A 25,403-nucleotide genomic window follows, 5' to 3' on the forward strand; every position below is an offset into this window, starting at 1 on the left:
AGAAGTTAGGCATAACGAGCGGCAGGATTATATGCCCACAAATCCCACCCATGCACTGCATGATGGTCTGCTACAGCTGTTCCTGCGCAACGGGCTGTGGCAGGCACGGGTGTATCTGGGTCACGGTCGCTATCTGTGGCGCAGCCTGAAAACCGTAGACCTTGAACGTGCCAAGCAGCTGGGCACGCAGCTGTTCTACGAGACCCAGTTCAAGCTCAAAGCTGGCTTGCCCACGCATCAGCGCAGCCTGGACAGCGTGATCTCAGAATACGTGAGCTGGCGCGAGCGAGACAACGCACAGGGCAAAGCAGCACACAACAGCACCAGCAAGTTCACCAGCGACCACATGCTCAGGCAGGTTCAGCGGGTGGTGAAATTCTGGCGTGCATATGCAGGCAACCGCGCCATTGAGGTCGTGGACGACAAGCTGCTGGCTGGCTACGTGAAGTGGCGCAAATCTTACTATGAGCACATGGTGGAACTGCCCCGGAATGCTCAGCTGCATCCTGCTGACAAGACTTTGCAGTGGGAGATAATGCTGGGCAAAGCCATCATCAAGTTTGCCCATGATGCTGGCTATCGCGGCAACAAGCCGCTGCCCACATTCACCTTTGTGCCCAAGGTGAAACGTGTGCGACCTGCGTTCACCATCCCCGAATATCGTGCACTCTATCGCGCCATGCGTGCCTGGATTGTAGAGGCAGATAATCCGCGGTCTCGCTACACAAGGCAGCTGCTGCGTGATTATGTGTTGGTGCTGGCAAACTCAGGCATACGGGTGGGAGAAGCCAACAATCTGCGGGTGAGTGATGTGGTGCCGTTCGTGGATGCGCTGGACAGGCACAACGTGGAACTGCATGTGCGTGGCAAGACGGGTGCTCGTGTGGTGATCCCACGTGTGGCAGTCGCAAAGTATGTGTCTCGGGTGCTGGCTCTGCGTGAAAGCTACTCAGCCCATGATCGGGTGTTCGTCATGCAGGATGGTGGCGCAATCACCACGCTCATCGATCAGTTCAACACTGTGCTCGCTCGGGCTGGCTGCACGCACAATAGCTCGGGTGAGAAGTTCACACTCTATAGCTTGCGGCATTTCTACGCGGTCATGAGCATTCGTGCAGGCATCGATATCTACATGATCGCCCGCAACATGGGCACCAGCGTGGCTATGATTGAAGCCTACTATGGCAAGGCAGCCACGCCTGCAGCACGGGCTGCGCAGCTCGGTGGTCACACCTACGGCTGACCAGTTGGGTGGTGTTGCACCTTGATTTGCCACATGAGCAGGCAGTGTGCATAGGATTAGTCACGGCTATCAAAAGGCAGCCACGCCCCAGAGTGAGGCTGTGGCTTTTGATGGTCGTGACTACCTCAGCGACTGCTGATGCCACCACCTTTTACCGATCCGGTCACACAAATTCGCCACCCTGGTCGGCGGCGACAAGGCTCTCCATGCTAAGTTGGTTGAGGATTAGAATGCGGAGCGACGACCAGGACATTCTCGGAATGCTAGATTCCAGGCGTTCTGTAGTCTTTCCAGGGAGGGCATCGGATGTAAGGCGCGAGGCGCAACTACTCGCAAATTTTCATCGCCCACAATTATCATGGGGATGCCGCCAAGGTTCTGCGCCATGATTCTGAAACCGTTCAGATTAATTTCTCTAATATCAATCCGTTCCCTGACTATCGTCGTCGCGCTGATTTCAGGTGTGGAGCGGACTGGTGTCGCCACCAAAGTCATCACGCATTTGTGAGAGCCCTGATAGCCAGAAATCCATGCTCCGTGACTCAGTCTCTGTTGCAGTAGAGAGCTCTCAAGGGCTTCTCGATCCGACTGGTGTTGCCGAAAAGAAAGCTGCCCGCCGCTTATTTGAATATTCTCGTCACTGAATTGAGTGTAGTTCAATATCTGTTCCAACAATGTTTTTGGTCTCGTGTCGTATGTCTGCCAGAAACCGATCGCCTGTTGGGCGGATATGCGTTGCCCCTGCTGTGCAGAAGCTGTGCCTATCAGAAGAACTGAAGACAAGATAGCCGTTAAATGAGAGCGTATTCCATATTTCATGTATGGTCTCCCGTGCCCCTCTTTGATGTTAACCGGCTCCACGATGCGCCTTACGGGTCCAGTTCGAAACGGCGCGTGCGATCGACATTCCTTGCTCACCTGCAACCTTCGTTGTCGCAACCCGCTCATTCCAAGTTATTGACGTTCCCTCGACCACATTTGCTAGCTCATGCACCGCTGAATTACGCAACTTCGACCAGGACCGTACGCCTCTCAAAAGCTGCCTACCGGCATCGGACAGGGGCGCTGATGTGAGCAACTGTGAGGCAGATTGACTGGCTGCTCGAATTTTCCGGGATTTTTCAGACTGACCGGCTAGATGCGCGATGCGCGCTTCGAGCCTGTCAGCTATAACGCTTTCGCTGAGGGCGATCACTTCCAGCTAACAGCCCTGCCTCGCGGCGTGCTCCATTGCCCGCAAGAGCCGGCATAGATTCCGCGCCGCTCCTGTCCAACTAAACTGCTTCCGCCGGTGCTTGCTGGTTTTCGCGATAAGTTCATGGCTGGACTACTCCGAAGCTGTCTGAATGAGCAGACAAAACGAGCGGGGCAATCTCAGCAAGACGCTTGAGGAGGGCATTCGAGATCGATAACCGCTTTTGCCGCGGCGATACCACTCGGCTGCCTGCAAGAAATCACGCTGCACGCCGCGACCATTTTCGAACATAAAGCCCAGCGTGTTCATGATGCCTGTGTGACCACGCTCGGCAGCCTAGCCGTACAAGTGCGCAGCCTCAGCGTCGTTGCGCTCGGTACCCTCAGCATTCGCGTATGCCCAAGCCAAGGCATGACCAGCTGCCACATATTCAGCCTGTGCCGCCTGCTGATATGCCGCGAAGCTCTCCGTGAACCTGCGCGCGCTGTCGTGTGCAAGACCCAGCTGGTAGCGAAGGCGTGCATTGTTGGCGTCCGTACGCAGAGCTGCGTCACGGGCAGGGATGGCGCGTGCAGGATCACGCTCTGTGAAGGCTACAGGATCAGCAACTCGCTGCCTGTCATCAAGATGTGCAGTGAGCACATCGCAGGCTGTGACTCGATTGGGCCGCGCATGTGCTGGGGACGCACATAGCGTGATCGCTGCCACGCTGGCGAGTAGGCAGAAGCGAGATAGCTCTGATGCGAAACAGGACGTCTCAGCCATACCTACTGGTTTCCCAAAGAGTGGAGTGACATATAAAATTTTCATACTCCATCAAATGGGAATAATAGTTGCGCGCTAGCGTGAGCAGGATGGAGGGCTACTATCACAAGGCTGCCACGCCCCAGAGCCAAGCTGCGGATCTGGGTGATCCCTGATATGCCCTGCCAGGATCGCCAATCAGCTAGACGCCAACGCAACACCAGATAGCAACAGCAGGCGTATCGGCGCACCATTACATTAAGAATGCTTACGCACGCCGAACTCCTCATTGAACAATCCTAGCAAACCACCTAACAGAGCTATTTCCAACAGATAGACCATTTGGCTGAATTATGACGGAAAATCCAATGAGGGAGCAGTTTATCCTTACAAATTGCGCTCCGGTATCAATGTATCTACCTGAGCTCAAGGACGACGATCCCATTCGCGGCGCATCCCAATTGTCCTGGGTAATCATTCGACCTCGAACTGTGCACTGGCTCGCGTCATTATTGAACGTCATTTGGGTGATGCCCACTGGAATGCCAAGCCGCACGCCAGTTTCATCGCGCCATTCGAATGTCCTTCCCGCGATGAATGCGCGCGCCCCCTCCAAAGAAGTGACGTCAGAAGGATTCGCACGCTGCTGTGCTGGTAATCCGCTAGCATTGGATGTGGCTGCAAGCCCAGCAGCGCCAGCCATTGCGATACCAGCTACAAGCGAAGCTCGATCGCCGCGATTTACCGCAGCAACCAGTGAAGCGTCGCGCGCAAAATTACCATCGACCATAACGGACGTTATTGCTCCTTCAACTGATGCAAGTTCTCTGCATGGCAAGGAAATTAGATGAGTAACCGTGGCGGTGTCGCGCCCGGAAAAAATCGCCGCAAACGTACTTGTGTCTATAATTCGACCGTCGTTGTTTTTGGCGGTGATTGCAGACTGAGCCAGGGTTATATTTCTTCCTGTGTGATTGTGAAATTCAAAAGTCAATCTGCACCAATTAGCTGGGTCGGTAGTCGCGGAATGCAGAGTAGTTGAGATTCCAACAGGCGAAGCAGCTGATGGAGCGCTGCTGATCGGCGCAGGCGCAGGTGCAGGCACCACAGAAGCCGCGCGTGGCGCTGCCGCAATACCCTGTGAGCCAGCCACATAGAGCAGCACTTGAATTCGGCGAATGTCAGAGACTGCGTTGCCGCCAGCAGATATCGTCCAAGTCCGCGATCCAGTTGTGAGCACGATCTGTGAGGGCTGCACACCTGAACGCATCAGCTCTGTTGCTACAGCGTTCATACGTTGCCACGCATCAGGATCGCTCCAATCCCAAGCCACTGAGCGTGCGACGCCATCAGCCAGATGGACCCACACCACCGCACCCGCCCCCTGTCGTGCGGCGGTGCCCACCTGCTGCAATGTGGTACGTGCGCGATCAGGCACGTTGGCTCTTGATGTGTCCAGAGTAACAACGAAGTCGTTCGTTGCGGGTTGAGGTGCTGCCCTTGGCGGCTGCACTCCAACCCAGGCGATCTGTGCGGGCGCGGCAGGGCTTGCAGAAGCAGCTGCGGTGGCAGAAGCCGCGCTGGGTGCTGAAGACCCAGCAGAAAGCGCAGGAGTAGGCGCAGCAGCCAGGGCAGGCTGGCTCAGGCGTGCAAATGCTTGTTCGCGCTGCTGCCTCACAGCTTCCTGTTCACGCTGCTGCGTGTCGGCACGTGCTGTGGCTGCACGACGAGCGGCGTCCACAGCAGCGCCATTTCCTGCCGCGATCTGCTGATTGATGGAGCGCAAAGCTCGATCTCGCTGACCTGAGCCAGTCTCCGCGAGCACCAGCAGCTGGATCAGCTCGGCGGGTGCGACCTGTGGCGCCTCACCACGCTCAGCCATGAGTGCCAGTTGCAGGGCTGCGTCTGCACGTCCTGCCTGCACAGCCACTCTGAACAGCTGCACAGCGCGGGCATTGTCCTGCGGCACACCACGACCACCAGCCAGCAGCCGCGCGAAATTGTAGCCAGCAATCACCCTGCCATCGGTGTCGTAAGCACGACGATACCAGTCAGCTGCCTGGGCAAGATCGCGCGGCACACCGCGACCATTCTCGAACATCACGCCCAGCGTGTTCATGCTGCCTGTGTGACCACGCTCGGCAGCCCAGCGATACCAGCGCACAGCCTCAGCGTCGTTGCGCTCCACGCCTTCACCGCTGGAATACGCCCAACCCAGCGCATGACCAGCTGCCACATGCCCAGCGCGAGCTGCCTGCTGGTATGCTGCGAAGCTCTCTGTGAACCTGCGCGCGGTGTCCAGGGCTAGTCCCAGCTGGTAGCGAAGGCGTGCATTGTTGGGGTCCGCACGCAGTGCTTCTTCGCAGGCAGGGATGGCACGTGCAGGATCGCGCTCCGTGATGGGTACAGGATCAGCAACACGCTGCCTGTCATCAGGATGTGCGGTGAGCACATCGCAGGCGGTCACTCGGTTGGGCTGCGCATATGCTGGGGATGCGGGCAGGGTGATGACTGCCACGCTGGCGAGCAGCATGAAGCGCGATAGCTGTGATGCGAAACGGGAAGCGTCACTCATGTTTGCTATTCTCCCGAAGAGCGGAGCGATATACAAAGTTTGTATATTTTCCCGCCTTTCTGCTGAATTTCCTAGATATGGTGACCAGCACGTGCGGCAATATATAAGAAGTTTATATATGGAGCCGCACTCAGTCAAAGCTATTCCCGATCCTCTCCAGCGCTATCCGTGGGGGTAGTCTTGGTGCGCATGATCACATTCTCAAGCGCCTGAGCCTGTTGCTCCAGCTTCTGCAAGCCGTCAGGGCTAGTCATGATCTCTTCGATCATGCGAGCTGCACGCACCAACTCATGATCAGCATCTGCCTGGGCGCTAAACACAGCCTCATTGGCAGCGATCATGGCTTTCACATAAACATACACATTGTGATTATTCAGGACCTCGGCGGTTAGATCGTCTATGGCTCTCGCAACAAATCTATCGCCCTTACGCGGATTCATGTCCTGCAATGTTAAGCGTGTGGCGATGGGGCTGCTGCCTGGAAATGGCTGAGTGGTTGCAGCATTAGCCACAGCATAGTCTGAGGGCAGAGCTACGCTGCGGATTGCCCAGTTGCGCAGATCGTCGCCAAACTGGGGCATGATGGAATACTGGTTGTATTTGCCAGCCATCAGATAGGGCGATGCGCTGTCGAAGCTGATCCTGAACTCGGGGTTCACGGTGGCGCGGATGCCGCGCTGCATGGCTGTGAGACACACCGCCCACACAGGCTGACTGAGCCCCAGCATGTGGAACCAGCTGCGCGGTGGATTCAACAAGCCTGCATCCCGCAAGACGAGCAGCCGCCGCATCACGCGATATAGCCCGCCTCGCCAGCCCACATCGCTGCCGAATGCCCAGCCCTCGAATGGATAAGCCTTCACAGCATCGAACCAGCGATCTTCGCTCTCGATGCTCTCCCGCAAGTCGCCTGTGGGGCTAAAGCCTTGCAGCACATTCAGGAACTTGCAGCCTGTTTGTTTATCGCGGTGTCTCTGGATATATTCCAGATTTTCCACCGTCGCCTGGATCAGCTGCGCTTCCGAGAAATAGTGGAATGGCGAGCTTTCGTGCTTGGCATGACGCACCCAGATAGGCATGTCGATGGTGGCTGCCACGGTGCAGTGTGCGTCCAGCCATGAGATGATGCGATCACGCACATCGCTAGCCCGCCATAGCTCCATCACGGCATCGGGCTGCTTGCGCAGCTCCGTGGCAGCCGCCATGTCGCGCAACGCACCTGTGGCAATTTGGTATCCGCCGCTATCGCCCATGATCACCGTGTCTGGGTGCCGATGGGCGATCGCGTTACGATCACGAGCGTCGATCATGTGTCCTGCGCTGGCAAGGCACCAACGGTAATGCCAATAACGATTACCAGGGTCGAGCCAGTTTAGGTCTTTCACATGCAGCCATTTGGGGAAGTCCTTGGCACGCAGAGCCTTGCGATCACTCAGCAGGCGTTGTGCGCTGCCAGACTGCAAAGCTGGCAGATACAGAGCGTAGGCATCTGCGGCTACACTCAGATTCTCAGCCATAGCGCAGCACCGTGAAGTTCTGCTCGTGCCGCACTATGGCTTTCTTGCTCACATACACAGCAGGCACAGCGATATCGAATTCACCCATATCGGTCGCATATGTGAACAGAACGGTGTGTGCGCTTCCGCTGATCTTGATGTTGCCTGTCACGTGTGCATCAGCCAAATTATAGAGCACTGGCGCTATGTCCTTGCTCAAGTGCTGCGTTTCATAGGTGGTCTTTCCGCCTTGCCATTGAGTGCCAGCAGGCATGGGGTGGTCGGCAGCAAGCTTTGTGGCATCCACTGCATTGAAGCGGATCGAAATCTGGCGCTCGCTCACATTTAGCCACATGAGACGATTGTTGGCACGATTGATCTGCCACTTCTCGCCCAGCTTCACAAACCATGTATCCAGCATCTGCTCTCGCAGCTTGCCAAACCAGGCATGGGTGACTTCACATGACCAATCAGGCTTGAAGCTGTCGAACTTGAAGGTCGCCTGAAAGCTGGTGGGCAGGGTAGCTTTCTTCTTCACGTCATAGAAGTGCATGCGCAGATCAGCTTGGGGCTTATCGCCCTTGAGCGTGAGCCTGTGCGTGAACTTCTCAGTGCCAGCTGCCCGCTCCAAGCCCTTGGCGGGAGACACAGCTCGCACATGCACCTCGCTGGTTTCCAGCCAATGCTCCAGCCGCGCCCGATCATTGATGCGCAGAAACACATGATCTGCCTTGCCCACGAGGCTCACCTTGGTGCGACAGCGTGTGACAACGCTGCTTTTCAGCTTGGTGCCACTCAGCAGCAGCGTGCCATCCGCACCGTGGATCAAGAGCTTCTTGGCGGATGTGAGGCGCTGCCCCTTGCTGCCAGTGCGTCCTGGCACATCGCTCACACGGAATTCGGTGGCATCCAGCAGCACGGCACGTCGCCAAGCGGCTCGCTGCACAGGATCGCGCGGCTGCGACTGCGGGGGATACAGCTGACTGCGCAGCACTTCCAGGATCACACGCAGATTGGCACTCAGATGCACCACGCTGCGTGCCGCAATGTCCTCGCTGATCAGCCTGATCGCCTCACTGTTGGAGGTGCTGCCCAGCGTGACCACACTGCCGTCTGGCATGCGCCGCGCCAGCAGCGCGATCAGGTCCATCGTTCCCACACGCAGCGGCACATCAGCTGTGACTGTGCCAGTGCCCTTGAGCGTGCCCATCATGTCCAGCGCCCGCGTCTGGATCTGGCGCTTCACATCGGGCGCGGGTGGCTTGGTGATCGCCTTCTTGGCGGCTTTCGTGGTGAGGTCTTCCTCGTCTACCTGCGTGCGTTCTTGCTCAGCCTTGCGCGCCATCTGCACAAGCCCGCCTCGGTCCCCGATGAGCTTGACCAGCTTGCCTTCAGGATTGGTGCGGTAGGCAGCGTCGTTGTCTGTGAACTCCGCGTGCAGCGTGACCAGAGCGGCGTTCCAGTTGCTGATCATGCTGCGCTCGCTGCCACTCAGCGTGGGCTTGTAAAACAGCAACCTCAGCAGCGGATTGAAGTTGGGGGTGTTGTCCTTGGTCGCCTGGTACCCGATCTTTTGCTCGACGTAGAGCGCTTCCAGGAACCCAGGCGTCTGCTGGCAGTCGCGCCACCACAGATACGCACGCACCAGGGAGCGCCACAGCCCCTCGCGGGAGCGCTGGAGGGCGTCGAAGCTGCCGCCGCACTCCTTGTGCAACGCCTCGTATCTGGTCTGCAGGTCCGCCTTGCTCACGCCCCGTCCTCCACCTCCCTCAAGCCATATACAAAGTTTGTATATGCCAGCGTTCAATCTCATTCGCAATTCAGAACAAGAACTGGCGTCCGCGCGACACGTAAGACAGGTCGCGCGACAGGCGGCTTCACGAAAGTAGTGCTGGCAGCTGGGGCAGTGCTATAAATGTGCCTCATATGCCAAAGCCCGCACAGCTGCATTATGCCTATCTTGTCGTGCTCATTTAGCGCTTGCGCGCCGTTCTGTGTCTTGGCGTGGGCGCGCCAAGCGCAATCAGTAAGTCCCTGTTCTCTGGCAGTCGCAGCTTATCCATTGCCTCGTCCGCAATAACCTGTATAGCCAGCTTCCTAAATTCCTCGCTGGGCTTCTCGCCAGCCGCCCTCATTCGCTTTGCCTCTGCAATATAAGCCAAACGCTTTGCTTTACTCATCATGTCCATATATCCTTGTTTGTTGATGGATAATAAATTTTCTTATATATTCGCGTTAAGTCAAGCCGTTATTAAATTTTCCGCCGAGAACCTTGGGGGGCAGATATACAAACTTTGTATATGGGTGGACTGACCTTGGACCGCGCTCAACGCGGCTCATTACCCACCAAGTGCCTTCATGATGCCTGCTGAACCTCACGCTAGGTGAAGACTGCTCGGCACTCTCGCCCAATTCGACACCCAATCGCAACCATCGTCTTGCGTGGCACCCTGTGCATCGCCCATGCTCACAGCGATGACGCCGCAAGCCTTCGTCGCCAAATGGAAAGCCAGCACGCGCAATGAGCGGGCAGCGGCACAGGAGCACTTTCTGGACCTGTGCGACCTGCTCAACGAGCCCAAACCTGGCAGTGACCCCACAGGCTCCACCTACGCCTTCGAGAAAGGCGCCACCAAGGCGACGCAGGGTGAGGGCTGGGCAGATGTGTGGCGCCGCGGTCGCTTCGCCTGGGAATACAAATCCAAGGGCAGAGACCTGGATGCCGCGCATCGACAACTGCTGCTCTACGCAGGCGCACTTGAGAATCCGCCGCTGCTGATCGTGAGCGATATCGAGCGTATCGTGATCCGCACCAACTGGACGGGATACGCCACAGAACGGCACGACATTCTGCTGGACGATCTGCTCAAGCCTGAGCGGTTGGCGATTCTGAAAGCTGCCTTCGCCGATCCTGATCGGCTGCGTCCAGGTATCACACGGCAGGCATTGACCGAGCGTGCCGCAACCGAATTCGCGGAGATTGCGCGGCGCCTGCGGGATCGTGGACACGAGCCGCAAGCAGTGGCGCACTTCCTGGCACGTCTCGCCTTCTGCGCCTTCGCTGACGATATCGAATTGCTGCCGCATGGCATGCTGGACAGCATGTTGGCAGCAGGACGCCGCTCACCCGCAGAGTTCGCTGCCTTCGCGGACACGCTGTTCAAAGCCATGGCTCATCGCGGCGGTCGCGTGGGTTTCACTGCCATTCCCTGGTTCAACGGCGGTCTATTCGACGATGCGCCAGCTCTGCCGCTGGAAGCTGCCGAAATCGAGAGCGTGCAGCGTGCCGTGGCATTGGACTGGGCTGACATTGATCCTGCCATCATGGGTACGCTGTTCGAGCGGGGTCTTGATCCTGACAAGCGCAGCGAGCTGGGTGCGCACTACACGGATCGGGAAAAGATCGAAGCCATCGTGGTGCCCGTGGTGCGTGAGCCGCTGGAACGCGAGTGGCATGCCGCCAAGCTTCGCATCGCAGATGCCCAGTCGCGTGCTGCCAAAGCCAAGACAGGCACCGCCGCTCGTCGCAAGGCAGACACAGATGCTCGTGCTGCCTACATCAGCTTCCTGGAACGGCTGCGCGGGTTCCGTGTGCTGGATCCTGCTTGTGGATCAGGCAACTTCCTCTACATCGCACTGCTCACGCTGAAAGACCTCGAACTCCGCGCAGGCATCGAAGCCGAGGCATTGGGGCTGCAACGGGAACTGCTCATGGGCGTGGGACCCGAGCAGGTGCTGGGCATGGAACTCAATCCCTACGCGGCAGAGCTGGCACGTGTGAGCGTGTGGATCGGTCATATCCAGTGGGCACGCCGCAACGGGCTGGATGTGCCGCGCGAGCCCATTCTGCGACCGCTGAACACCATCGAGACACGAGATGCGCTGCTTGCGCCTGATGGCAGTGTGGCGATTTGGCCCAAAGCTGATGCCATCATCGGCAACCCGCCTTTCCTGGGCGGCAAGCTGCTGCGCCGCACGCTGGGGGATACTGTGGTGGACAAGCTGTTCGCAGCTTATGCCCATCGCGTGCCGCCAGAAGCTGATCTGGTCACCTACTGGTTTGAGCGTGTGCGTGAGCAGATCGCAGCGGGCGACACCAGCACGGCTGGTCTGGTCGCCACCAACAGCGTGCGTGGTGGTGCCAATCGCAAGGTGCTGGATCGCGTGGTGCAGGACGCCACATTATTCCAGGCATGGAGCGACGAGCCCTGGACCATACAGGGTGCTGCTGTGCGTGTGTCCATGCTGTGCTTCGCACGTGATGCGCAGCCGCCGTTCCGCCTGGATGGTGCCGAAGTCGCTGCCATCCACACCGACCTCACCGCCAGCTCAGCCAATCTCACAGCAGCACGCAGGCTCGCGCAGAACCAGGCACTAGCCTTCATGGGCGTTACGCCTGCGGGACCTTTCGATGTGCCTGGGGATGTGGCGCGGAAGTGGTTGCAAGAGCCTGCCAATCCCAATGGCAGACCGAATGCCGATGTGCTGCCTCCCTACGTGAATGCCATGGACCTGACACGGCGGTCGTCAGACCGATGGATCGTGGATTTCGGCACGGATCGCACAGAGGCAGACGCAGAAGGATATATCCGCCCGTTCGCGCATGTGCTCACTCAGGTTAAACCACTGCGCAGTCAGAACGCTCGCAAGGCATATCGCGATAGCTGGTGGAGACATGCTGAGGCGCGTCCTGCCATGCGTACAGCACTGGCGCCTCTATCGCGGTATATTGCAACGCCGCGCTTGGCGAAGCACCGCATATTCTTATGGCTAACACACGCCACGCTGCCAGATTCTACGATCATCTCCATTGCGCGTGATGACGACACCACCTTTGGTATTCTGCACAGCAGATTTCACGAGGCTTGGTCGCTGCGCATGGGGACATCTCTTGAAGATAGACCTCGATACACAGCAACTACTACATTCGAGACGTTTCCATTTCCTGATCACCTCACTCCTGATAAACTCGCACATGCGTATGCGCACGATCCCCATGCGATAGCCATCAGTGCAGCAGCCAAAGCTCTGTGTGAGGCGCGGGATCGCTGGCTCAACCCCACAGAGTGGGTGGAGCGTGTGCCTGAAGTCGTTCCTGGTTTCCCTGACCGCGTGCTGGCACGCGATGAAGCGGCAGCACGAGCCTTAAAGGCGCGCACTCTCACCGCACTCTACAACACACGCGGCACGCCAGAGGGTGCGTGGCTTGATCGCCTCCATGCGGACCTGGATGCCGCGGTAGCTGCCGCATATGGCTGGGCGGCAGATATCAGCGAGGACGTAGCCATGGAACGCCTACTTGCGCTTAACCTCGCACGTGTGGGCGTGAGCGCATCTAATCAACGAGCGGGAGCGTGAATATGTCGCTGTATCGCATCCCCAAAGATCAAGATGCCATTCCTTTCTTCTACTATGAACTCAACGAAGACGATCGGGTGGCACATGCATTGACTTCACTCAACCATCCAGATAGTCGGCTGACTCGTCTGGATGTTATTCAAGAGTGGCGCGGCATCATGCGGTCCGCATTTAATGATTTTCCAGAATCTCCCATGCCATGCTGGCATGGTCACTACGATCAGTTTGGCAGAGTGATGCTTTGCTTGGTTGAGAGAGCCGCCGAATTTCGAGCGGGCAAACTCAAAGATCAATGGTTCAGAAATATTGAATATTGCGCGGATGCGTTATTCGAAGACATCGTTCCAATGGGATCGGAGGATCGTGTATTCTATCGGGCGTGGCTCAGCCTGATTGGTCATCCAGACTTTGTGCGGCTTTCCGTATCGCGCTCATTCGGTGAAGGGCTCAGCATCTGCAACCTTCATTGGCTCATGTGCGCCGCCGCCACTCGAATTAGCGAGGATGCGTCTTTCTGATATAAGAAATTTTATATCCGCACGAATAGTATACGCCCTCGCGAAAATTGAAGCTATACCTATCGGTTCGGCATAATTAGGTGCCGACCAGCCGAAAGATTTGTGCTTGATGCCCTGGTGCCGCTTGAAGGAGGCGGCACGCATGGACGCAAACATACTGCGAGAACAGCTCGCACAGTTCACAGGCAGCTCAACCTTCACACGACACAGCCTGCTACGCCGCATGATCATGACTGAGGGCGTGAGTTGGCTGGCAGATCACGCGCAGTCGCACTGGCTGACTGATGCAATCGCAAGCTATCAGCACGAGCCCCGTGTGAGTGAAGAGCACTTCCAGGTGTGGCGCCTGCGCGTCAATCCTGAGACCCGATCTGCCACACTCCACATGACGAACGGGAATTCAGACGCTGAGATGGTGCGGCAGGAGATCGACTACACCGATTTCCCCCTTGACGAGATCACCCTATGGCTGATCGCGCAAGGCGATCACCTCGTGCTCATGCTGCCCAGCGAATACTGACTGAGAGGCGCGCATAAATAGCGACACCATGCGTGCGCACGAATTCATCCCCCATGATCAGCTGTTGGAAACCCAGCTCACGGTGGATCAGGTGCGAGCAAGGCAGCGAGCATGGCTGTGGGCAGAGCTGCAGAACCTCATGCAGCTGGCACGCAGGGCAGCTGCGGAGAGCAAGCCCAAGCCCAAGACCCACACATGGGCATGGAAGAAGCCTGCCAAGCCCCGCAAGCCCAGGGTAGCCAAGCCCAGGCGCCGCAAGCCCAGAAGCGGTCCTACCCCACCCATCAAGCCCCAGGTGTTGGCTGATCCAGCGAGAGCACAGCGCAGGCTGTCACGCCTGCGCAAGCTCTGATCCCAATCAGCTGCGGCGCGGACGACCCCTGCCACGCTTACCTGGTGCAGGCACAGATGATCCACCACGGCTGCCGCGGCTCTGCGCGATCTCAGTGATCTGCGCATCGAACTCGCCTGCCTTCACAGCTTCCTCAAAGTCAGCGAGCACCTGGCTCACAGCCCCCAGCTCATCCACGAGCACACCCTGTCCCTTGTCGAACAGGAACTGGTTGCCGAACCTGGGTGTGAATGCCACGCCTGCAGGTGTCTTCTGCCAGAATGCACGCGGTGCCATCTGCTTGCCGTTGCGCTTGATCATGAAGGTCTTACCGCGCAGCTCAGCAGCCAGCACCTCGTGCTGGATTTCGATGGCAGTGAGCAGCTTGGCACGTGCCCTCTCTTCGGGCGACAGCTGCGCGCGCATGGTGCCGCGCGTGAGCTTGGGGAGTGGCTGAACCTTGTATTTGTCGGCGAATGCCATGTGTGTGATGCCTTCTCAGGTATGACGAGTTGGCAGCATGATGATGGATTAATCAGCTTCGCACAAGGCAGCTTAATTCACGCCACGTGTGGTCTTCATGCGCCACTGACGCAGAGCGCGCTGCATGCTCTCCTGCTGCATGTGCGCGATCATCACACGAAGTCGTTCGCGTGTGAGATCGTCTGTTTCTCGCATCATCTTTTGTTCCATGTGCCACACGAGTGCGAGAACGGCACTGGCTGGCATATCACGTCCCTGGCATCGGGTGCTGCTGAACCAGCCAGGAGAGCGACCGCAGAGCGCACTCACATGATATTGGCTGCGTGCCACATGCAGCTCACGCAGCCAGTGGAAGATGGTTTGATCAGAGATTGATTGCATGCGCTATTTAGCGCGGCAGCGTGTGGCAGCCCCACAGCCTGCGACAAGAGCGCGACGGCGTGTTCAGCAGCGAGTTTGGTAGTCACACAGCGCAGCCCATGTGAGCTGCCTGAGGCGCTCGGGAAATGCGTTCTCGTGGGTGCGTGAATAAATTCGCTTTGAAACGCAAAATCGCGCACGGAAATTGCGTGATCTGTATCTGTCTATATATGTGACCACAATTAGAACGAGAGGCGCCTTTTTGTGCTCGACCCTTTTTGGTGAAGCCAGCAGATCGTGGGCACCAACAAGGAGCACACACACCATGAGTTACCTCGCCAAGCTCAACCTTACGCAGATGAAGCGCAAGAGTGCGCTGACGCCGCAGGAAGCGCGACGTGTGAAGCTGGTCGTCAAGCTGGAAGAGCAGCTCAAGCTGGCGGAAGCGCTTGCCAAGGGCGAGCGCTACCTGGTCATCAAGCCCAGCTGGAGCCGCGACCCAGACGGCAACCGCGTGCGTGTGCAGCGGGAACGGCAGGTGCGACCCTGGTGGTGGCAGGAGGGGGAAGGTGTTGCCATGCTGGTGCGCTATGGGGCTCGAGCGCTGGAACTCAGCAAGGGCAAGCGCGCGGTGAGCATCAGCAGCCCAGCACTCCTGCCTGGTGCCATCCTCACGCTGATCGCAGCGGTCAAGGCAGGCGAGCTGGACGCAGCCATGGATGCAGCCATCACGGAGACCAAGCGCAAGGCAGGTAAGGGGTAGCGCTCTGCGTCAAATCAAATAAACCCCTGGCGCTGTGTGAGCGATCGCACAGCGCCTTTCTCGCCTCTATCTGATCTGGTTGCGAATTCCTGAATGAGGTCTAGTCTAGACCCGTTCCCAGTGCGCATGCCTGTATGAAGTCTAGTCTAGACCTAAACCCAGTGCATATGGCATCTGTGTGCGTGATTTCAGTTCGGAATTTCTGGCTGATCTATCTGTGGGACCGCATTCGCCTTGGTCAGGCACCTGCTGACGCAGGATGCCAACTGGCTCAGACAGCTTCACGCATCCGCGTTCGCTGTCCTCGCCAGTTATTTCCCTTCATTCTTATCGATCAGGATCATGAGGCTTGATGCATGGCATCATGCGCGATTGGCTTCAAGGTGTTTGGTGGAGAGGCATTCGCTAGATCTTCAGCTCACACGACGACTGTCCGAGAAGTCGTCGTGTGAATTGAGTGGCGATTTGGATTCGCTCAGTCCCCAACCCAGTCCGTCTATTCGCAACCCGCTGTCGCGGGGTAGGCGCTGTTACGATTGCCTGCCTTTACGCTAAATGCCTGCTCATCTCGTCGCGCAGCTCACGGAGCTTACCACCGCGCGATGTCATAGATGTGGGATTACCGTCGTCATATCCCAAGTGCCCCGATCTGGGGCTTGGCGCACATTCTTCGCCCTTCTGCACTCCCCAACGGCTACGCTCTCAAGCGGCAGTATCTGTGCAGGCACGCATCTGGGCGTGCTGACGACCAACTCGGTCGAATGTTCGCATCGCTATTTAAGTGGGAAATATAACAAATTGCAATATTACTCAGGGACTTTTTGCGTGGCTGCCATGTGGGAAGGTTGGCGCTCGTGGCTGGATCGCATGGCGCTGCATAAATAGCGACATGATCTCCTTATCCATGCCCACCTACACCAGCACCGCAGAGCGCGACGCAGCCATCAGAACCATGTGTGACATGATCCTGGCTTTGCTTGCCCGCAGGGCAGCTGCACAGCTCTGATCTGCGCGATCTGCGCATATATAAACTTTGTATATTCGCACTTCGGGCTGCCAATCAGCCCAAGTGCATACCCTATGCCCTATGGTCTTGATTGCGTGACAAAGACCACAGGAAATCGTGAAACTATTAGGTTTTGCCCGAACGCATTGAGATCACTCACTTTGTGCACGTTCTGGTTCTGGTCGCGTGGCATAAACCACATGTTTTATACGGGACGAACGAAATCATTAGGTTTTGCCCTCATGCCCCAAGCCCGCACCTTGAACCCCAAAGAGCTGCGCAAGGCGCTGGACCATGTGGCAACCCGTCCGCATGCCGCCCGCAACCGCATGGCTCTGCTGCTCACGCATTGGGCTGGCATGCGGGTGGGGGAAGTGGCTGCACTGCGCTGGTCAGACGTGATCGCGCAGGATGGAAGCGTGAAATCCGAGATCAGGCTGCGAGCGTCACAGACCAAGGGGCAGCAGGCACGCACCGTATTCCTGAGCGACAGGCTCAGGAAAGAGCTTGCTGCCTACGCACGCAGCCAAGGCAGCCAACAACAGCCTGACCGTGCCCTGCTGCGCAGCCAGAAGCGCGATAGCTTTTCTGCCAACACCCTCGCCCAAACCATCAACACCATCTATCGCAAGGCAGGGCTGGATGGCGCCAGCAGCCATTCTGGACGCCGCTCATTCATCACCACGCTGGCACACAAGGGGGTGGGGGTGCGGGTGTTGGCAAGCCTGGCTGGGCATCGCTCCATCAGCACCACCCAGCGCTACATTGACGTGAACGACGATCAGAAGCGTGCTGCTGTGGAGTTGGTGGGGTAAGCGCTGGGGGCGAGACTGCTGCGCAGCGATCCCTGGAGAACGCTGCGCAGGTTTACTGCACCACGGCTATCCGCCTCAGCTCACCGCGTCCACGGTGCCGTTCAGGTTCATGATGCCTGCCACCACAGCGAGCGTCGGCTTCCTGCGCCGGACCTCGGCTGAAAAGGCGCGCAGCACGTCCGCATGAGAAGCGGTTTCCGCGTCCCGCGTGGCGACAGCTGCATCACCGAAGGCGAGCTTGGCAGCGCCACAATCCCTATGGGTCAGCGCCACCACGCGCTTGATGTTGTGCAGTTGGACCGTGATGTCCAAGTTGTCCCAGAACGCGGCATGCCAAGGCGCGAAGCGCTGATGCACGGCTCCAATCGGACCGCCAGCGATCACGAACTGGCTGTATTTATCGCGCATGCCGTTGGTGGTCATGTATTGCAGGCTGTTGGTGGTGAACCGAGGATCGATGCAGTTGACCAGCATCGCCTCGTAATCACCGCTCGCTGCAGAAGCTCGACGACCAAGCAGGGCTGTGCCCATGAAGGCGCCCGCAAAAGCGAGCATTCGGCGTCGCGCAACGCCCGAGCTGGTCTCACCACACCCGCAAGCCGCGTGATGCACGAAATGCGGATCCGTCGAGGTGCAATTCAACATGAAGCTTTCCTTTCAACTGAGGAAGACTTTCATGCACACCACAAATCCAACAAGCACACTTATGACGATTTTAGTAGATCAGCGCGCCCATTTATGGCTATTTGGTAATATCACCAGAAATGGCTAGCGTTCGTCCGATTGCTGGGTTCAGCCCGCCATGCCCGTCAAGGAGACCAGAAGCGTGCTGCCGTGGAACTGGTGTGGTAGCTGCGCAGGAAATTTGGGACAGCGGCGATCTTACACCGCGCTCGGACCAGCGGCGCCAACCAACTCCATCTTTGCATAACTGGCGAAAAATAGACGAGAAGTTCGGCGAACTCCTGTGAAACCATCAGAGTGCGATCGCGAGCCGAGCGCGATGGGCGAATGCAGGAGGCAGCCGTGTTCGACTACAGAACAATCCCGCCTGTGGGTCAGAATGACGAGATGGCGTGCTGGGCGGCTTGCCTGTGTTGGTGGCTGAGAGCCGTGCGCGATGGCAGACCGTCCTGGACGCAGAACCAGATCATCGTTGAGTACGACAAGCACACCGCCTCCGATGGCGGCTTTGATCCGCTGACACTCATGGAAGTTCTTCAGAAGGACACTCGTCTGAAGATCTCGTGCGGTGTTTTCAAGTCGAGCACCTACAGATTTCGCGGTCTGCCCATCGGCGACCTTCCTGTCTTGATTGCGTATAATCATCCCCAGGCTGGCACACATATGAACGTGATTTTTGGTCAGATTGGGAGAACTGTCACCGCAATGGAGCCGTATTTTCCCTATCCTGGCAAGAACGGCAAGCGGACAGGCACATTCATTGATCGGAGTGCGGACTTTTTCATTGAAAAGTCGCCCAACATTATTCTCGCATGGCCCACCGTTGTGTTTCGAAGTAACAACAACGCAAACTGAAGTCGCAAGCCGATCTATGAATATATGCATATGCACGCAGATCATTGCGACACACCACCTGATGCGCAACCGTAGTGTGTTAGGCAGACGTTAGGCAGCGGGGATCAGGGCTGATTTAACTCAATGAAAACAACGTGATAGGCATGCACAGTGGTAGTACAAGCACTGCCACGGCAAGGCCTGACGGCCTTCGCCCGGCGGCGATGACAGGGGCCCGGCGCCGATGGCGCCGGGCCTTTCGTGTCTCAGCGCCCCCGGCGCCCCTGGCCCGGCCCGTCGCTTGGGTCGCTATCCGTCAGCCCCGTGTTCCGCCCGCGGCCATTGCCGGGACCATCGCTCGGGTCCCTGTCCGTCAGGCCCGTGCCGCGGCGCTGGCCGCGGCCATTGCCGGGGCCGTCGCTCGGGTCGCTATCCGTCAGGCCCGTGCCGCGCGGGCGGCCTCGGCCATTGCCGGGACCGTCGCTCGGGTCGCTGTCCGTCAGGCCGGTGCCGCGCGGCCGGCCGCGGCCATTGCCGGGGCCGTCGCTCGGGTCGCTGTCGGTGATGCCGGTGCCGCGCCGCGCGCCGCGGCCATAGCCGGGGCCATCGCTCGGGTCGTTGTCGTTGATGCCGGTGTAGCGGCCCTGCACCGGCGTGGCGCCGGTCTCCGGCCCCGCCTGGCGGGCAGGCGCGGCGCCCGCGGCCCCGGCCGCCAGGCCCGGCGCCACGGCGCCCAGGCGGATGACCAGCAGGCGGCGCCCGAGGCCCTTTGGTGTGTTCTCTGTCATGGCGAGCGGTTCCTTCCCCGCGACACCCTGCGGGCGCCGGCCTGGACGGACAAGCTCATGTGATCTTGCGATGCATGAAATCACGGCAATCTGGTTAAAATTGCGACGCGCCCGCCTCACACCCGCTGCAGCGGCACCCGCGTGCAGAGCCAGGCCGCCACCCCCGTCAGCAGCGCCGCCGCGCCGAACAGCGCGCGGAAGGCGTCCAGCAGCTCCGCCTGGAACAGCGCCCGCCCGGAAGGCGGCAGCCCGGCCAGCGCCGCCGCGCCCTGGTTGACCAGCGCCACGAAGAGCCCCGCCGCATCCCCCGGCGCCACCACCAGCGCGCCGAACAGCACCGCGCCCAGCAGCGCCGTGCCCGTCGCGGCGCCCAGCGACCGGCTGAACTGCACGGAGGCGGTGGCGCTGCCCAGCCTCTCCCGCCCCGCCGCCACCTGCACCGTCACCTGCACCATGGGGAAGGAGGATCCGAAGCCCAGCGACGCCACCGCCAGCAGCACCGCCAGCACCGGCATCGGGATCACCCCCGCGCCGATCGCGATGGCGACCAGCGCGATGGTGGCGGCGGTCAGCCCGATGGCGGGCCACAGCAGCGTCCGCCCCGTCCGCGCCAGCCCCGCCCCCGCCATCAGCGCGCCGAAGCCGGAGCAGGCGGAAAGCGGCAGCAGCGCGAAGCCGACCTCGGAAGGGCTGAGCCCGCGCACCGTCGTCAGGTAGATCGGCAGGAAGGCGATGGCGCCGACGAAGGCGCCGTTCACCAGCCCCGTCATCAGGTTGGTGCGCCAGATCGTGGCATCGCCCAGAAGGTTGAGCGGCAGCAGCGGGTCCGGCGCCCGCCTTTCCTGCCGCAGCAGCAGCCACAGCGCGAGCCCCGCCACCACCGCCAGCCCGCCCGCCACCAGCAGCGGCAGCGCCGCCAGCCGGCGCGCCTGGTCCAGCGCCAGCAGCGCGGGGGCGACGAAGAGGCTGAACAGGACCAGGCCCCACCAGTCGAAGGCGAAGCCGCGCGGCGATCCCCTGGCCGTGTTCGTCAGCCGCGTCACCGCCAGCCAGGCCGCCAGCAGCGCGAGGGGCAGCTGCAGCATGAAGACGCTGCGCCAGCCGAACTGCCCCGTCAGGAAGCCGCCCAGCACCGGGCCCAGCGCGCTGGCGCCGGTGAAGACCGCCGCGATCCAGGCCTGGAAGCGCCCGCGTTCGCGCGGCGGCACCACCTCCGCGATCAGCGCGACGGAGAGGCTGATAAGGCCACCACCCCCGAAGCCCTGCACCACCCGCGCCAGGGCCAGCCAGGCGAGCGAGGGCGCGGCCGCGCAGGCGGTGGCGCCAAGCGCGTAGAAGCCGAGCGCCACCAGCAGCATCCGCCGGCGCCCGAAGGCATCGCCGAGCCGCCCATAGACCGGCGCCGCCACCGTATTGGCGACGAGATACAGCACGACGATCCAGGAGACGCGCTCCACCTCGCCCAGGCTGCGCGCGATGGCGGGCAGCGCGGCGGCGACCAGCGTCTGGTCCAGCGCCGCGCCGAACATGGCCAGCGCCACGGCGGGGAAGAGGCGGAAGAAAAGCCGTTTCAGCTCGGCGGGCGGGATCGGCGCATCGGCAGGGGGCATGCGGCCGGGATCATCCCACGGCCATCCCCGTCACACGACCCCGGTGCGCCCCATCTCCAGAAACTTCTCGCGACGCCGGGCGCGCAGCGTGGCGCCATCCAGCGCCATCAGCGGCTCCAGGCAATCCCACACCTGGCGGGACACGGCGGCCAGCATCATGCCGGGGTCGCGATGCGCGCCGCCCAGCGGCTCCGCGATGATGGCGTCGATCAGGGCGAGCTTGCGCAGATCCTCCGCCGTCAGGCGCAGCGCCTCCGCCGCCTGGGGGGCATTGGCGGCATCGCGCCACAGGATGCTGGCGCAGCCTTCGGGGGAGATGACGGAATAGATGGCGTGCTCCAGCATCAGCACGCGGTCGGCCGCGGCCAGCGCGATGGCGCCGCCGGAGCCGCCCTCGCCGATGATGGTGGCGACGAAGGGCACGGGGGCGTCGAGCCCGGCCTCGATGGAGCGCGCGATGGCTTCCGCCTGGCCGCGGGCCTCGGCCTCGATTCCCGGGAAGGCGCCGGCGGTATCGACGAAGCTGACGATGGGCAGGCCGAAGCGGCCCGCGAGTTCCATGATGCGCCGGGCCTTCCGGTAGCCCTCCGGCCGCGCCATGCCGAAATTATGCTTCACGCGGCTTTCGGTATCGCGCCCCTTCTCCGTGCCCAGCACGGCGACGGCGCGGCCGCGGAATCGCCCGAGTCCCGCCAGCACCGCCGCGTCATCCGCGAAGGCGCGGTCGCCGGCGAGCGGCGTCCACTCCTCGATCAGGCCGCGGATGTAGTCCGCCGCCTTCGGCCGTTCGGGGTGGCGGGCGACGAGCGCCTTCTGCCAGGGCGTCAGCTTCGCGTAGGTCTGGCGGAGCAGCGCCTCCGCCTTGTCGCGCAGCTTGCCGACCTCCTCGGCCACGTCGATTCCGCCGGCGTCGGTGGCACGACGCAGCTCCTCGATCTTGCCTTCGAGCTCGGCGATGGGCTTTTCGAATTCCAGGAAGTGGCGCATGGGGCGGGAGCCTTAGCCCGGAACGGTGCCGGGCGGAAGCACTCCCGCCGCATGCCTGGACAGGCCGCGTCAGTCCGGCGTGGCGCCGCTGGCGCGGACGATGGGCGCCCATTTCGCCGTCTCGTCCCGGATGAAGCGGGCCAGCTCCTCGGGGGAGGAGGGGGTGGGCTCCACGCCGTGGCGGGCCAGGTGGGCGCGGACGTCGCCATCGGCCAGCGTGGCGCGCATGGCGGCGTTCAGCCGCTCCACGATCGGCTGGGGCAGGCCCTTCGGCCCGACCAGCGCGTACCAGTTGCCGACCTCGTAGCCCGGCAGCGTCTCCGCCACCGTCGGCACGTTGGGCATCAGCGGGGATCGCTGCAGCGTCGGCACCGCCAGGGCGCGCAGCTTGCCGCCCTCGATCTGCGGGATGGCGGTGGGGGCGGTGGAGAAGGCGTAGTCGATCTTGCCGCCGACCATGTCCGTCATCAGCGGGCCGCCGCCGCGATAGGGCACGTGCACGGTCTTGATGCCCGCCATCTGGTCCAGCAGCGCGCCCGCCAGGTGCCCCGCGCCGCCGACGCCGGAGGAGCCGTAGGTGATGCTGTCCGGCCGCGCCTTCGCCGCCGCGACCAGGTCCGCCACCGTCCGCCAGGGGCGGTCCACCGGCACCACCAGCACGTTGAGGATCGACCCCGCCTGGCTGATCGGCGTCAGGTCCGCCTGCGGGTCGAAGGGCAGGTTGCGGTAGATGGTGGGGTTGATGGCCAGCGCCGCGATGGTGCCCATCAGCAGCGTGTAGCCATCGGGCGCGGCGCGCACCGTCATCTCCGTCGCCAGGTTGCCGCCGGCGCCCGGGCGGTTGTCGATCAGGATGGTGCCGCCCAGCAGCTGCTGGAGCTTCGGCTGCACCGTGCGGGCGGAAAGGTCCGTGCCCCCGCCCGCGGCGAAGCCCACGATCATGCGGATGGGGCGGTTCGGGTAGTCCCCGCCTGCCTGGGCGAAGGCCGGGCAGGGCAGGGCGGCGGCAAGGCCGGCGGGCGCCAGGGCGACCAGGCCGCGACGGGTGATCTTCATGTTGTTTCCTCCAGCGGTATTTTTTTCAGTTAAGCCCGCCGCAAGCCCCGGGGATAGCGCGAAGCGATCAACCCTCCCGCCAGGGATGCGCGTTCCAGAGGGTTTGATACCGCGTCTGCAGCGCGCGGAGTTCGGCGGCATAGGCATCGGGCGCCAGGAAGCGCAGCGGCAGGTTCTGCTGCACGGCGGCGGCCTGGAACTCCGCATTCTCCACCGTGCGGCGGACGGACAGCGCCAGGCGGTCCAGCACCGGGGCGGGCAGGCCGGCGGGGGCGGCCATGCCGCGCATCGAGCCCTCGATCACGTCGAAGCCCTTCTCCCGCAGCGTCGGCACCTGGGCGAGGGGCTGCCACCGCGTCTCCCCCATCTGGGCGAGGGGCCGCAGCACGCCCTGGTTCATCTCGTTCACCCCCTCCGCCACGTTCATGACGCCCACGGGAATGGCGCGGGAGAGCAGGTTCTGCTTGACCTGCGCGCTGCCGCCGAAGGGCACGTGGAGGAATTTCGCGCCGCTCGCGCGCTCCAGCGCCAGCATGGCCAGGTGGTCGTCGGACCCGATGCCGGTGGTGCCGTAGCCGATCGTCTCCGGCCGCGCGCGGGCCGCGGCCAGCAGCTCCTCCAGCGTGCGGTAGGGGCTGTCCGCCAGCACCCAGAGCCCGCCCGGATCGTCCACGATGTTGCCGATCAGCGTGAAGTCGGAGAGCTGGAAGCGCGTCCGCCGCTCGATCGGCAGGGTCACGATATGGGGCGTGTTGATGAAGCCGATGGTCAGCCCGTCCGGCCGCGCGCGGGCCAGTTCGGTGAAGCCGATCTCGCCCCCCGCGCCCGGGCGGTTCAGCACCACCACGGGCTGGCCGAGGTCGCGTTCCATGAAGCGGGCGATGGTGCGCGCCGCCAGGTCCGTGCCGCCGCCGGCCGCGAAGGCCACCACCATCGTCAGGCCCCGGTCCGGCGTCCAGGCGCCTTGCGCCGTGGCGGCGCGGGGCAGCAGGGCGGGCATGGCCAGCGTGGCCGCAAGCGCGGCGCGGCGGGTGAGCATGACGTCGTCTCCCGTTGGGGTCGTTAAGCCCCCGTCATGTGACAGCGCCGCCGCCGCCGGGCAAGCGGGCCTTCCCGCAGCCGCCGCCGCGGGCCCCGCGCCTCAGGGCAGCAGGATCGGCGCCAGCCCGTGGCGGGTGGCGGAGCGGGTGATGGTGCCATCCAGCCGCGCGCGTTCCAGGAAGGCGTTCACCTCGTTCAGCCAGGCCGCGTCGTTGCGCTGCACGGCATAGGCGTAGAGCGTCTCCCCGAACCGGCCGGGCGGGTCGATCACCCGCGCCCAGTCATGCATCAGCACCATGCGGCGGGTGTAGGGGTAGTCGGACATGAAGACATCCGCGCGGCCGGACAGGATCTCCCCCTCCCGCGTCCGCGGCATGCGCACCACCATGAGTTCCGCGTTGCGCAGCGCGTCGCGCATCAGCGGTTCCATGATGGTGCCGGCGGCGACGGCCACCACGGTGCCGGGGCTGTCGATGTCCCGCCAGGCCTGGATGCGCGTGTTGGTGCGCGTCGTCACCGCATAGACCGGGCTCGCCAGGTAGGGCTTGGAGAAGGCGATGCGCTGCGCGCGGGGCGGCGTGATGCCGACCGCCATCATGGCGATGTCGCAGGACTGGTCCTCGATCCGGTCCATGAACTCGCCGAAATTGGTCTCGACGAAGGTCAGGCGGACATTGAGCCGCGCGGCCAGCGCGCGGGCCATGTCGATGTCGATCCCCTCCAGCTCCCCGTTCCGCGGGTTGCGGTAGGAGATGGCGAAGTATTCCGGCCACATGCAGACCCGGACTTCGCCTCTGGCGCGAATTACGGGCAGGCGCTCGGCCCGCGCGGGGGCGGCGGGGGGCGAGGCGGCGGGGGGCTGCGCCGGGGCGGGCGGCGAATTCTGGGCCAGAATCAACGAAGTGTCGGAAGCGGACCGTTGCGCATCCGATGTTTGCGCCAGAACGCCGTCACCACGCTCGCAAATTAAGACGAACAGGCCGATAATGGCTGTCG

General features: G+C 61.4%; 19 protein-coding genes. 7 read left to right on the forward strand and 12 right to left on the reverse strand.

Annotation, left to right across the window (positions count from 1 at the left end; translation table 11 throughout):
• Positions 1-31: 31 nt before the first annotated feature.
• Complete coding sequence (locus JJI54_RS09580; protein ID WP_203072734.1) at positions 32-1,243, forward strand: tyrosine-type recombinase/integrase; 1,212 nt, start codon at positions 32-34, stop codon at positions 1,241-1,243.
• Positions 1,244-1,468: 225 nt separating this feature from the next.
• Here JJI54_RS09580 and JJI54_RS09585 read toward each other — a convergent pair whose 3' ends face one another.
• The 4 genes from JJI54_RS09585 to JJI54_RS09600 all read right to left on the reverse strand — a co-directional run bounded on the left by JJI54_RS09585 (position 1,469) and on the right by JJI54_RS09600 (position 9,003).
• Complete coding sequence (locus tag JJI54_RS09585) at positions 1,469-2,062, reverse strand: hypothetical protein (RefSeq protein WP_203072735.1); 594 nt, start codon at positions 2,060-2,062, stop codon at positions 1,469-1,471.
• Between the two features lie 1,406 nt (positions 2,063-3,468).
• Positions 3,469-5,757 carry a tetratricopeptide repeat protein gene (locus JJI54_RS09590; RefSeq protein ID WP_203072736.1) on the reverse strand — a complete coding sequence of 763 codons (2,289 nt, stop codon included), beginning with the start codon at positions 5,755-5,757 and terminating at the stop codon, positions 3,469-3,471.
• 140 nt (positions 5,758-5,897) lie between these two features.
• Positions 5,898-7,274: a hypothetical protein gene (locus JJI54_RS09595; RefSeq protein ID WP_203072737.1), complete on the reverse strand. Its 1,377-nt coding sequence runs from the start codon at positions 7,272-7,274 to the stop codon at positions 5,898-5,900.
• Positions 7,267-9,003, reverse strand: coding sequence for a hypothetical protein (locus JJI54_RS09600; protein WP_203072738.1), 1,737 nt, complete (start codon positions 9,001-9,003; stop codon positions 7,267-7,269). Before JJI54_RS09600 ends, JJI54_RS09595 begins: the two co-directional genes overlap by 8 nt.
• Positions 9,004-9,716: 713 nt before the next feature.
• Here JJI54_RS09600 and JJI54_RS09605 point away from each other — a divergent pair.
• From JJI54_RS09605 to JJI54_RS09615, 3 genes are all read left to right on the forward strand, one after another.
• Positions 9,717-12,611 (forward strand): class I SAM-dependent DNA methyltransferase, encoded by a 2,895-nt coding sequence (locus JJI54_RS09605; RefSeq protein WP_226381586.1) that lies wholly within the window; start codon positions 9,717-9,719, stop codon positions 12,609-12,611.
• A complete protein-coding gene (locus tag JJI54_RS09610) occupies positions 12,608-13,129 on the forward strand; it encodes a hypothetical protein (protein ID WP_203072739.1) in 522 nt (173 codons plus the stop codon). Before JJI54_RS09605 ends, JJI54_RS09610 begins: the two co-directional genes overlap by 4 nt.
• A 142-nt stretch (positions 13,130-13,271) precedes the next feature.
• Positions 13,272-13,649 (forward strand): DUF6876 family protein, encoded by a 378-nt coding sequence (locus JJI54_RS09615; protein WP_203072740.1) that lies wholly within the window; start codon positions 13,272-13,274, stop codon positions 13,647-13,649.
• Between the two features lie 358 nt (positions 13,650-14,007).
• On the opposite strand, the gene JJI54_RS09620 is transcribed toward JJI54_RS09615, so the two are convergent.
• The gene (locus tag JJI54_RS09620; RefSeq protein WP_203072741.1) at positions 14,008-14,463 is read right to left on the reverse strand and encodes a hypothetical protein; all 456 of its coding nucleotides are present in this window, start codon (positions 14,461-14,463) and stop codon (positions 14,008-14,010) included.
• A gap of 685 nt (positions 14,464-15,148) precedes the next feature.
• On the opposite strand from JJI54_RS09620, the gene JJI54_RS09625 reads away from it, so the two are divergent.
• Positions 15,149-15,586: a DUF6641 family protein gene (locus JJI54_RS09625; RefSeq protein WP_203072742.1), complete on the forward strand. Its 438-nt coding sequence runs from the start codon at positions 15,149-15,151 to the stop codon at positions 15,584-15,586.
• A gap of 1,206 nt (positions 15,587-16,792) precedes the next feature.
• Positions 16,793-17,407 carry a tyrosine-type recombinase/integrase gene (locus JJI54_RS09630; RefSeq protein ID WP_226381587.1) on the forward strand — a complete coding sequence of 205 codons (615 nt, stop codon included), beginning with the start codon at positions 16,793-16,795 and terminating at the stop codon, positions 17,405-17,407.
• A 75-nt stretch (positions 17,408-17,482) separates the two neighbouring features.
• Here JJI54_RS09630 and JJI54_RS09635 read toward each other — a convergent pair whose 3' ends face one another.
• On the reverse strand, positions 17,483-18,052 hold the full coding sequence (locus JJI54_RS09635; RefSeq protein ID WP_203072743.1) for a carbonic anhydrase: 570 nt from the start codon (positions 18,050-18,052) through the stop codon (positions 17,483-17,485).
• Between the two features lie 381 nt (positions 18,053-18,433).
• Between JJI54_RS09635 and JJI54_RS09640 the strand changes: the two genes are divergently transcribed.
• The gene (locus tag JJI54_RS09640) at positions 18,434-18,946 is read left to right on the forward strand and encodes a hypothetical protein (protein WP_203072744.1); all 513 of its coding nucleotides are present in this window, start codon (positions 18,434-18,436) and stop codon (positions 18,944-18,946) included.
• A gap of 245 nt (positions 18,947-19,191) precedes the next feature.
• On the opposite strand, the gene JJI54_RS09645 is transcribed toward JJI54_RS09640, so the two are convergent.
• The 6 genes from JJI54_RS09645 to JJI54_RS09670 form a co-directional block, all read right to left on the reverse strand.
• Positions 19,192-19,713: a hypothetical protein gene (locus JJI54_RS09645; RefSeq protein WP_203072745.1), complete on the reverse strand. Its 522-nt coding sequence runs from the start codon at positions 19,711-19,713 to the stop codon at positions 19,192-19,194.
• A 116-nt stretch (positions 19,714-19,829) separates the two neighbouring features.
• A complete protein-coding gene (locus JJI54_RS09650; protein ID WP_203072746.1) occupies positions 19,830-21,323 on the reverse strand; it encodes an MFS transporter in 1,494 nt (497 codons plus the stop codon).
• A gap of 30 nt (positions 21,324-21,353) precedes the next feature.
• Positions 21,354-22,310, reverse strand: a complete 957-nt coding sequence (locus tag JJI54_RS09655) for an acetyl-CoA carboxylase carboxyltransferase subunit alpha (RefSeq protein ID WP_203072747.1) — start codon at positions 22,308-22,310, stop codon at positions 21,354-21,356.
• 69 nt (positions 22,311-22,379) lie between these two features.
• On the reverse strand, positions 22,380-23,366 hold the full coding sequence (locus JJI54_RS09660) for a Bug family tripartite tricarboxylate transporter substrate binding protein (RefSeq protein WP_203072748.1): 987 nt from the start codon (positions 23,364-23,366) through the stop codon (positions 22,380-22,382).
• 67 nt (positions 23,367-23,433) lie between these two features.
• A complete protein-coding gene (locus JJI54_RS09665) occupies positions 23,434-24,405 on the reverse strand; it encodes a tripartite tricarboxylate transporter substrate binding protein (RefSeq protein WP_203072749.1) in 972 nt (323 codons plus the stop codon).
• Between the two features lie 102 nt (positions 24,406-24,507).
• Positions 24,508-25,182, reverse strand: a complete 675-nt coding sequence (locus tag JJI54_RS09670) for a substrate-binding periplasmic protein (protein ID WP_203072750.1) — start codon at positions 25,180-25,182, stop codon at positions 24,508-24,510.
• Between the last annotated feature and the right edge of the window lie 221 nt (positions 25,183-25,403).

It is taken from the genome of Falsiroseomonas ponticola, from assembly GCF_016805305.1.
GTDB lineage: Bacteria > Pseudomonadota > Alphaproteobacteria > Acetobacterales > Acetobacteraceae > Falsiroseomonas > Falsiroseomonas ponticola.

What these genes read in the sequence shown, in the direction of transcription:
- JJI54_RS09580 (WP_203072734.1), top strand. Translation starts at nt 32, where the DNA reads ATGCCCACAAATCCCACCCATGCACTGCATGATGGTCTGCTACAGCTG.
- JJI54_RS09585 (WP_203072735.1), bottom strand. Translation starts at nt 2,062, where the DNA reads ATGAAATATGGAATACGCTCTCATTTAACGGCTATCTTGTCTTCAGTT.
- JJI54_RS09590 (WP_203072736.1), bottom strand. Translation starts at nt 5,757, where the DNA reads ATGAGTGACGCTTCCCGTTTCGCATCACAGCTATCGCGCTTCATGCTG.
- JJI54_RS09595 (WP_203072737.1), bottom strand. Translation starts at nt 7,274, where the DNA reads ATGGCTGAGAATCTGAGTGTAGCCGCAGATGCCTACGCTCTGTATCTG.
- JJI54_RS09605 (WP_226381586.1), top strand. Translation starts at nt 9,717, where the DNA reads ATGCTCACAGCGATGACGCCGCAAGCCTTCGTCGCCAAATGGAAAGCC.
- JJI54_RS09615 (WP_203072740.1), top strand. Translation starts at nt 13,272, where the DNA reads ATGGACGCAAACATACTGCGAGAACAGCTCGCACAGTTCACAGGCAGC.
- JJI54_RS09620 (WP_203072741.1), bottom strand. Translation starts at nt 14,463, where the DNA reads ATGGCATTCGCCGACAAATACAAGGTTCAGCCACTCCCCAAGCTCACG.
- JJI54_RS09625 (WP_203072742.1), top strand. Translation starts at nt 15,149, where the DNA reads ATGAGTTACCTCGCCAAGCTCAACCTTACGCAGATGAAGCGCAAGAGT.
- JJI54_RS09630 (WP_226381587.1), top strand. Translation starts at nt 16,793, where the DNA reads ATGTTTTATACGGGACGAACGAAATCATTAGGTTTTGCCCTCATGCCC.
- JJI54_RS09635 (WP_203072743.1), bottom strand. Translation starts at nt 18,052, where the DNA reads ATGTTGAATTGCACCTCGACGGATCCGCATTTCGTGCATCACGCGGCT.
- JJI54_RS09645 (WP_203072745.1), bottom strand. Translation starts at nt 19,713, where the DNA reads ATGACAGAGAACACACCAAAGGGCCTCGGGCGCCGCCTGCTGGTCATC.
- JJI54_RS09650 (WP_203072746.1), bottom strand. Translation starts at nt 21,323, where the DNA reads ATGCCCCCTGCCGATGCGCCGATCCCGCCCGCCGAGCTGAAACGGCTT.
- JJI54_RS09655 (WP_203072747.1), bottom strand. Translation starts at nt 22,310, where the DNA reads ATGCGCCACTTCCTGGAATTCGAAAAGCCCATCGCCGAGCTCGAAGGC.
- JJI54_RS09660 (WP_203072748.1), bottom strand. Translation starts at nt 23,366, where the DNA reads ATGAAGATCACCCGTCGCGGCCTGGTCGCCCTGGCGCCCGCCGGCCTT.
- JJI54_RS09665 (WP_203072749.1), bottom strand. Translation starts at nt 24,405, where the DNA reads ATGCTCACCCGCCGCGCCGCGCTTGCGGCCACGCTGGCCATGCCCGCC.
- JJI54_RS09670 (WP_203072750.1), bottom strand. Translation starts at nt 25,182, where the DNA reads ATGTGGCCGGAATACTTCGCCATCTCCTACCGCAACCCGCGGAACGGG.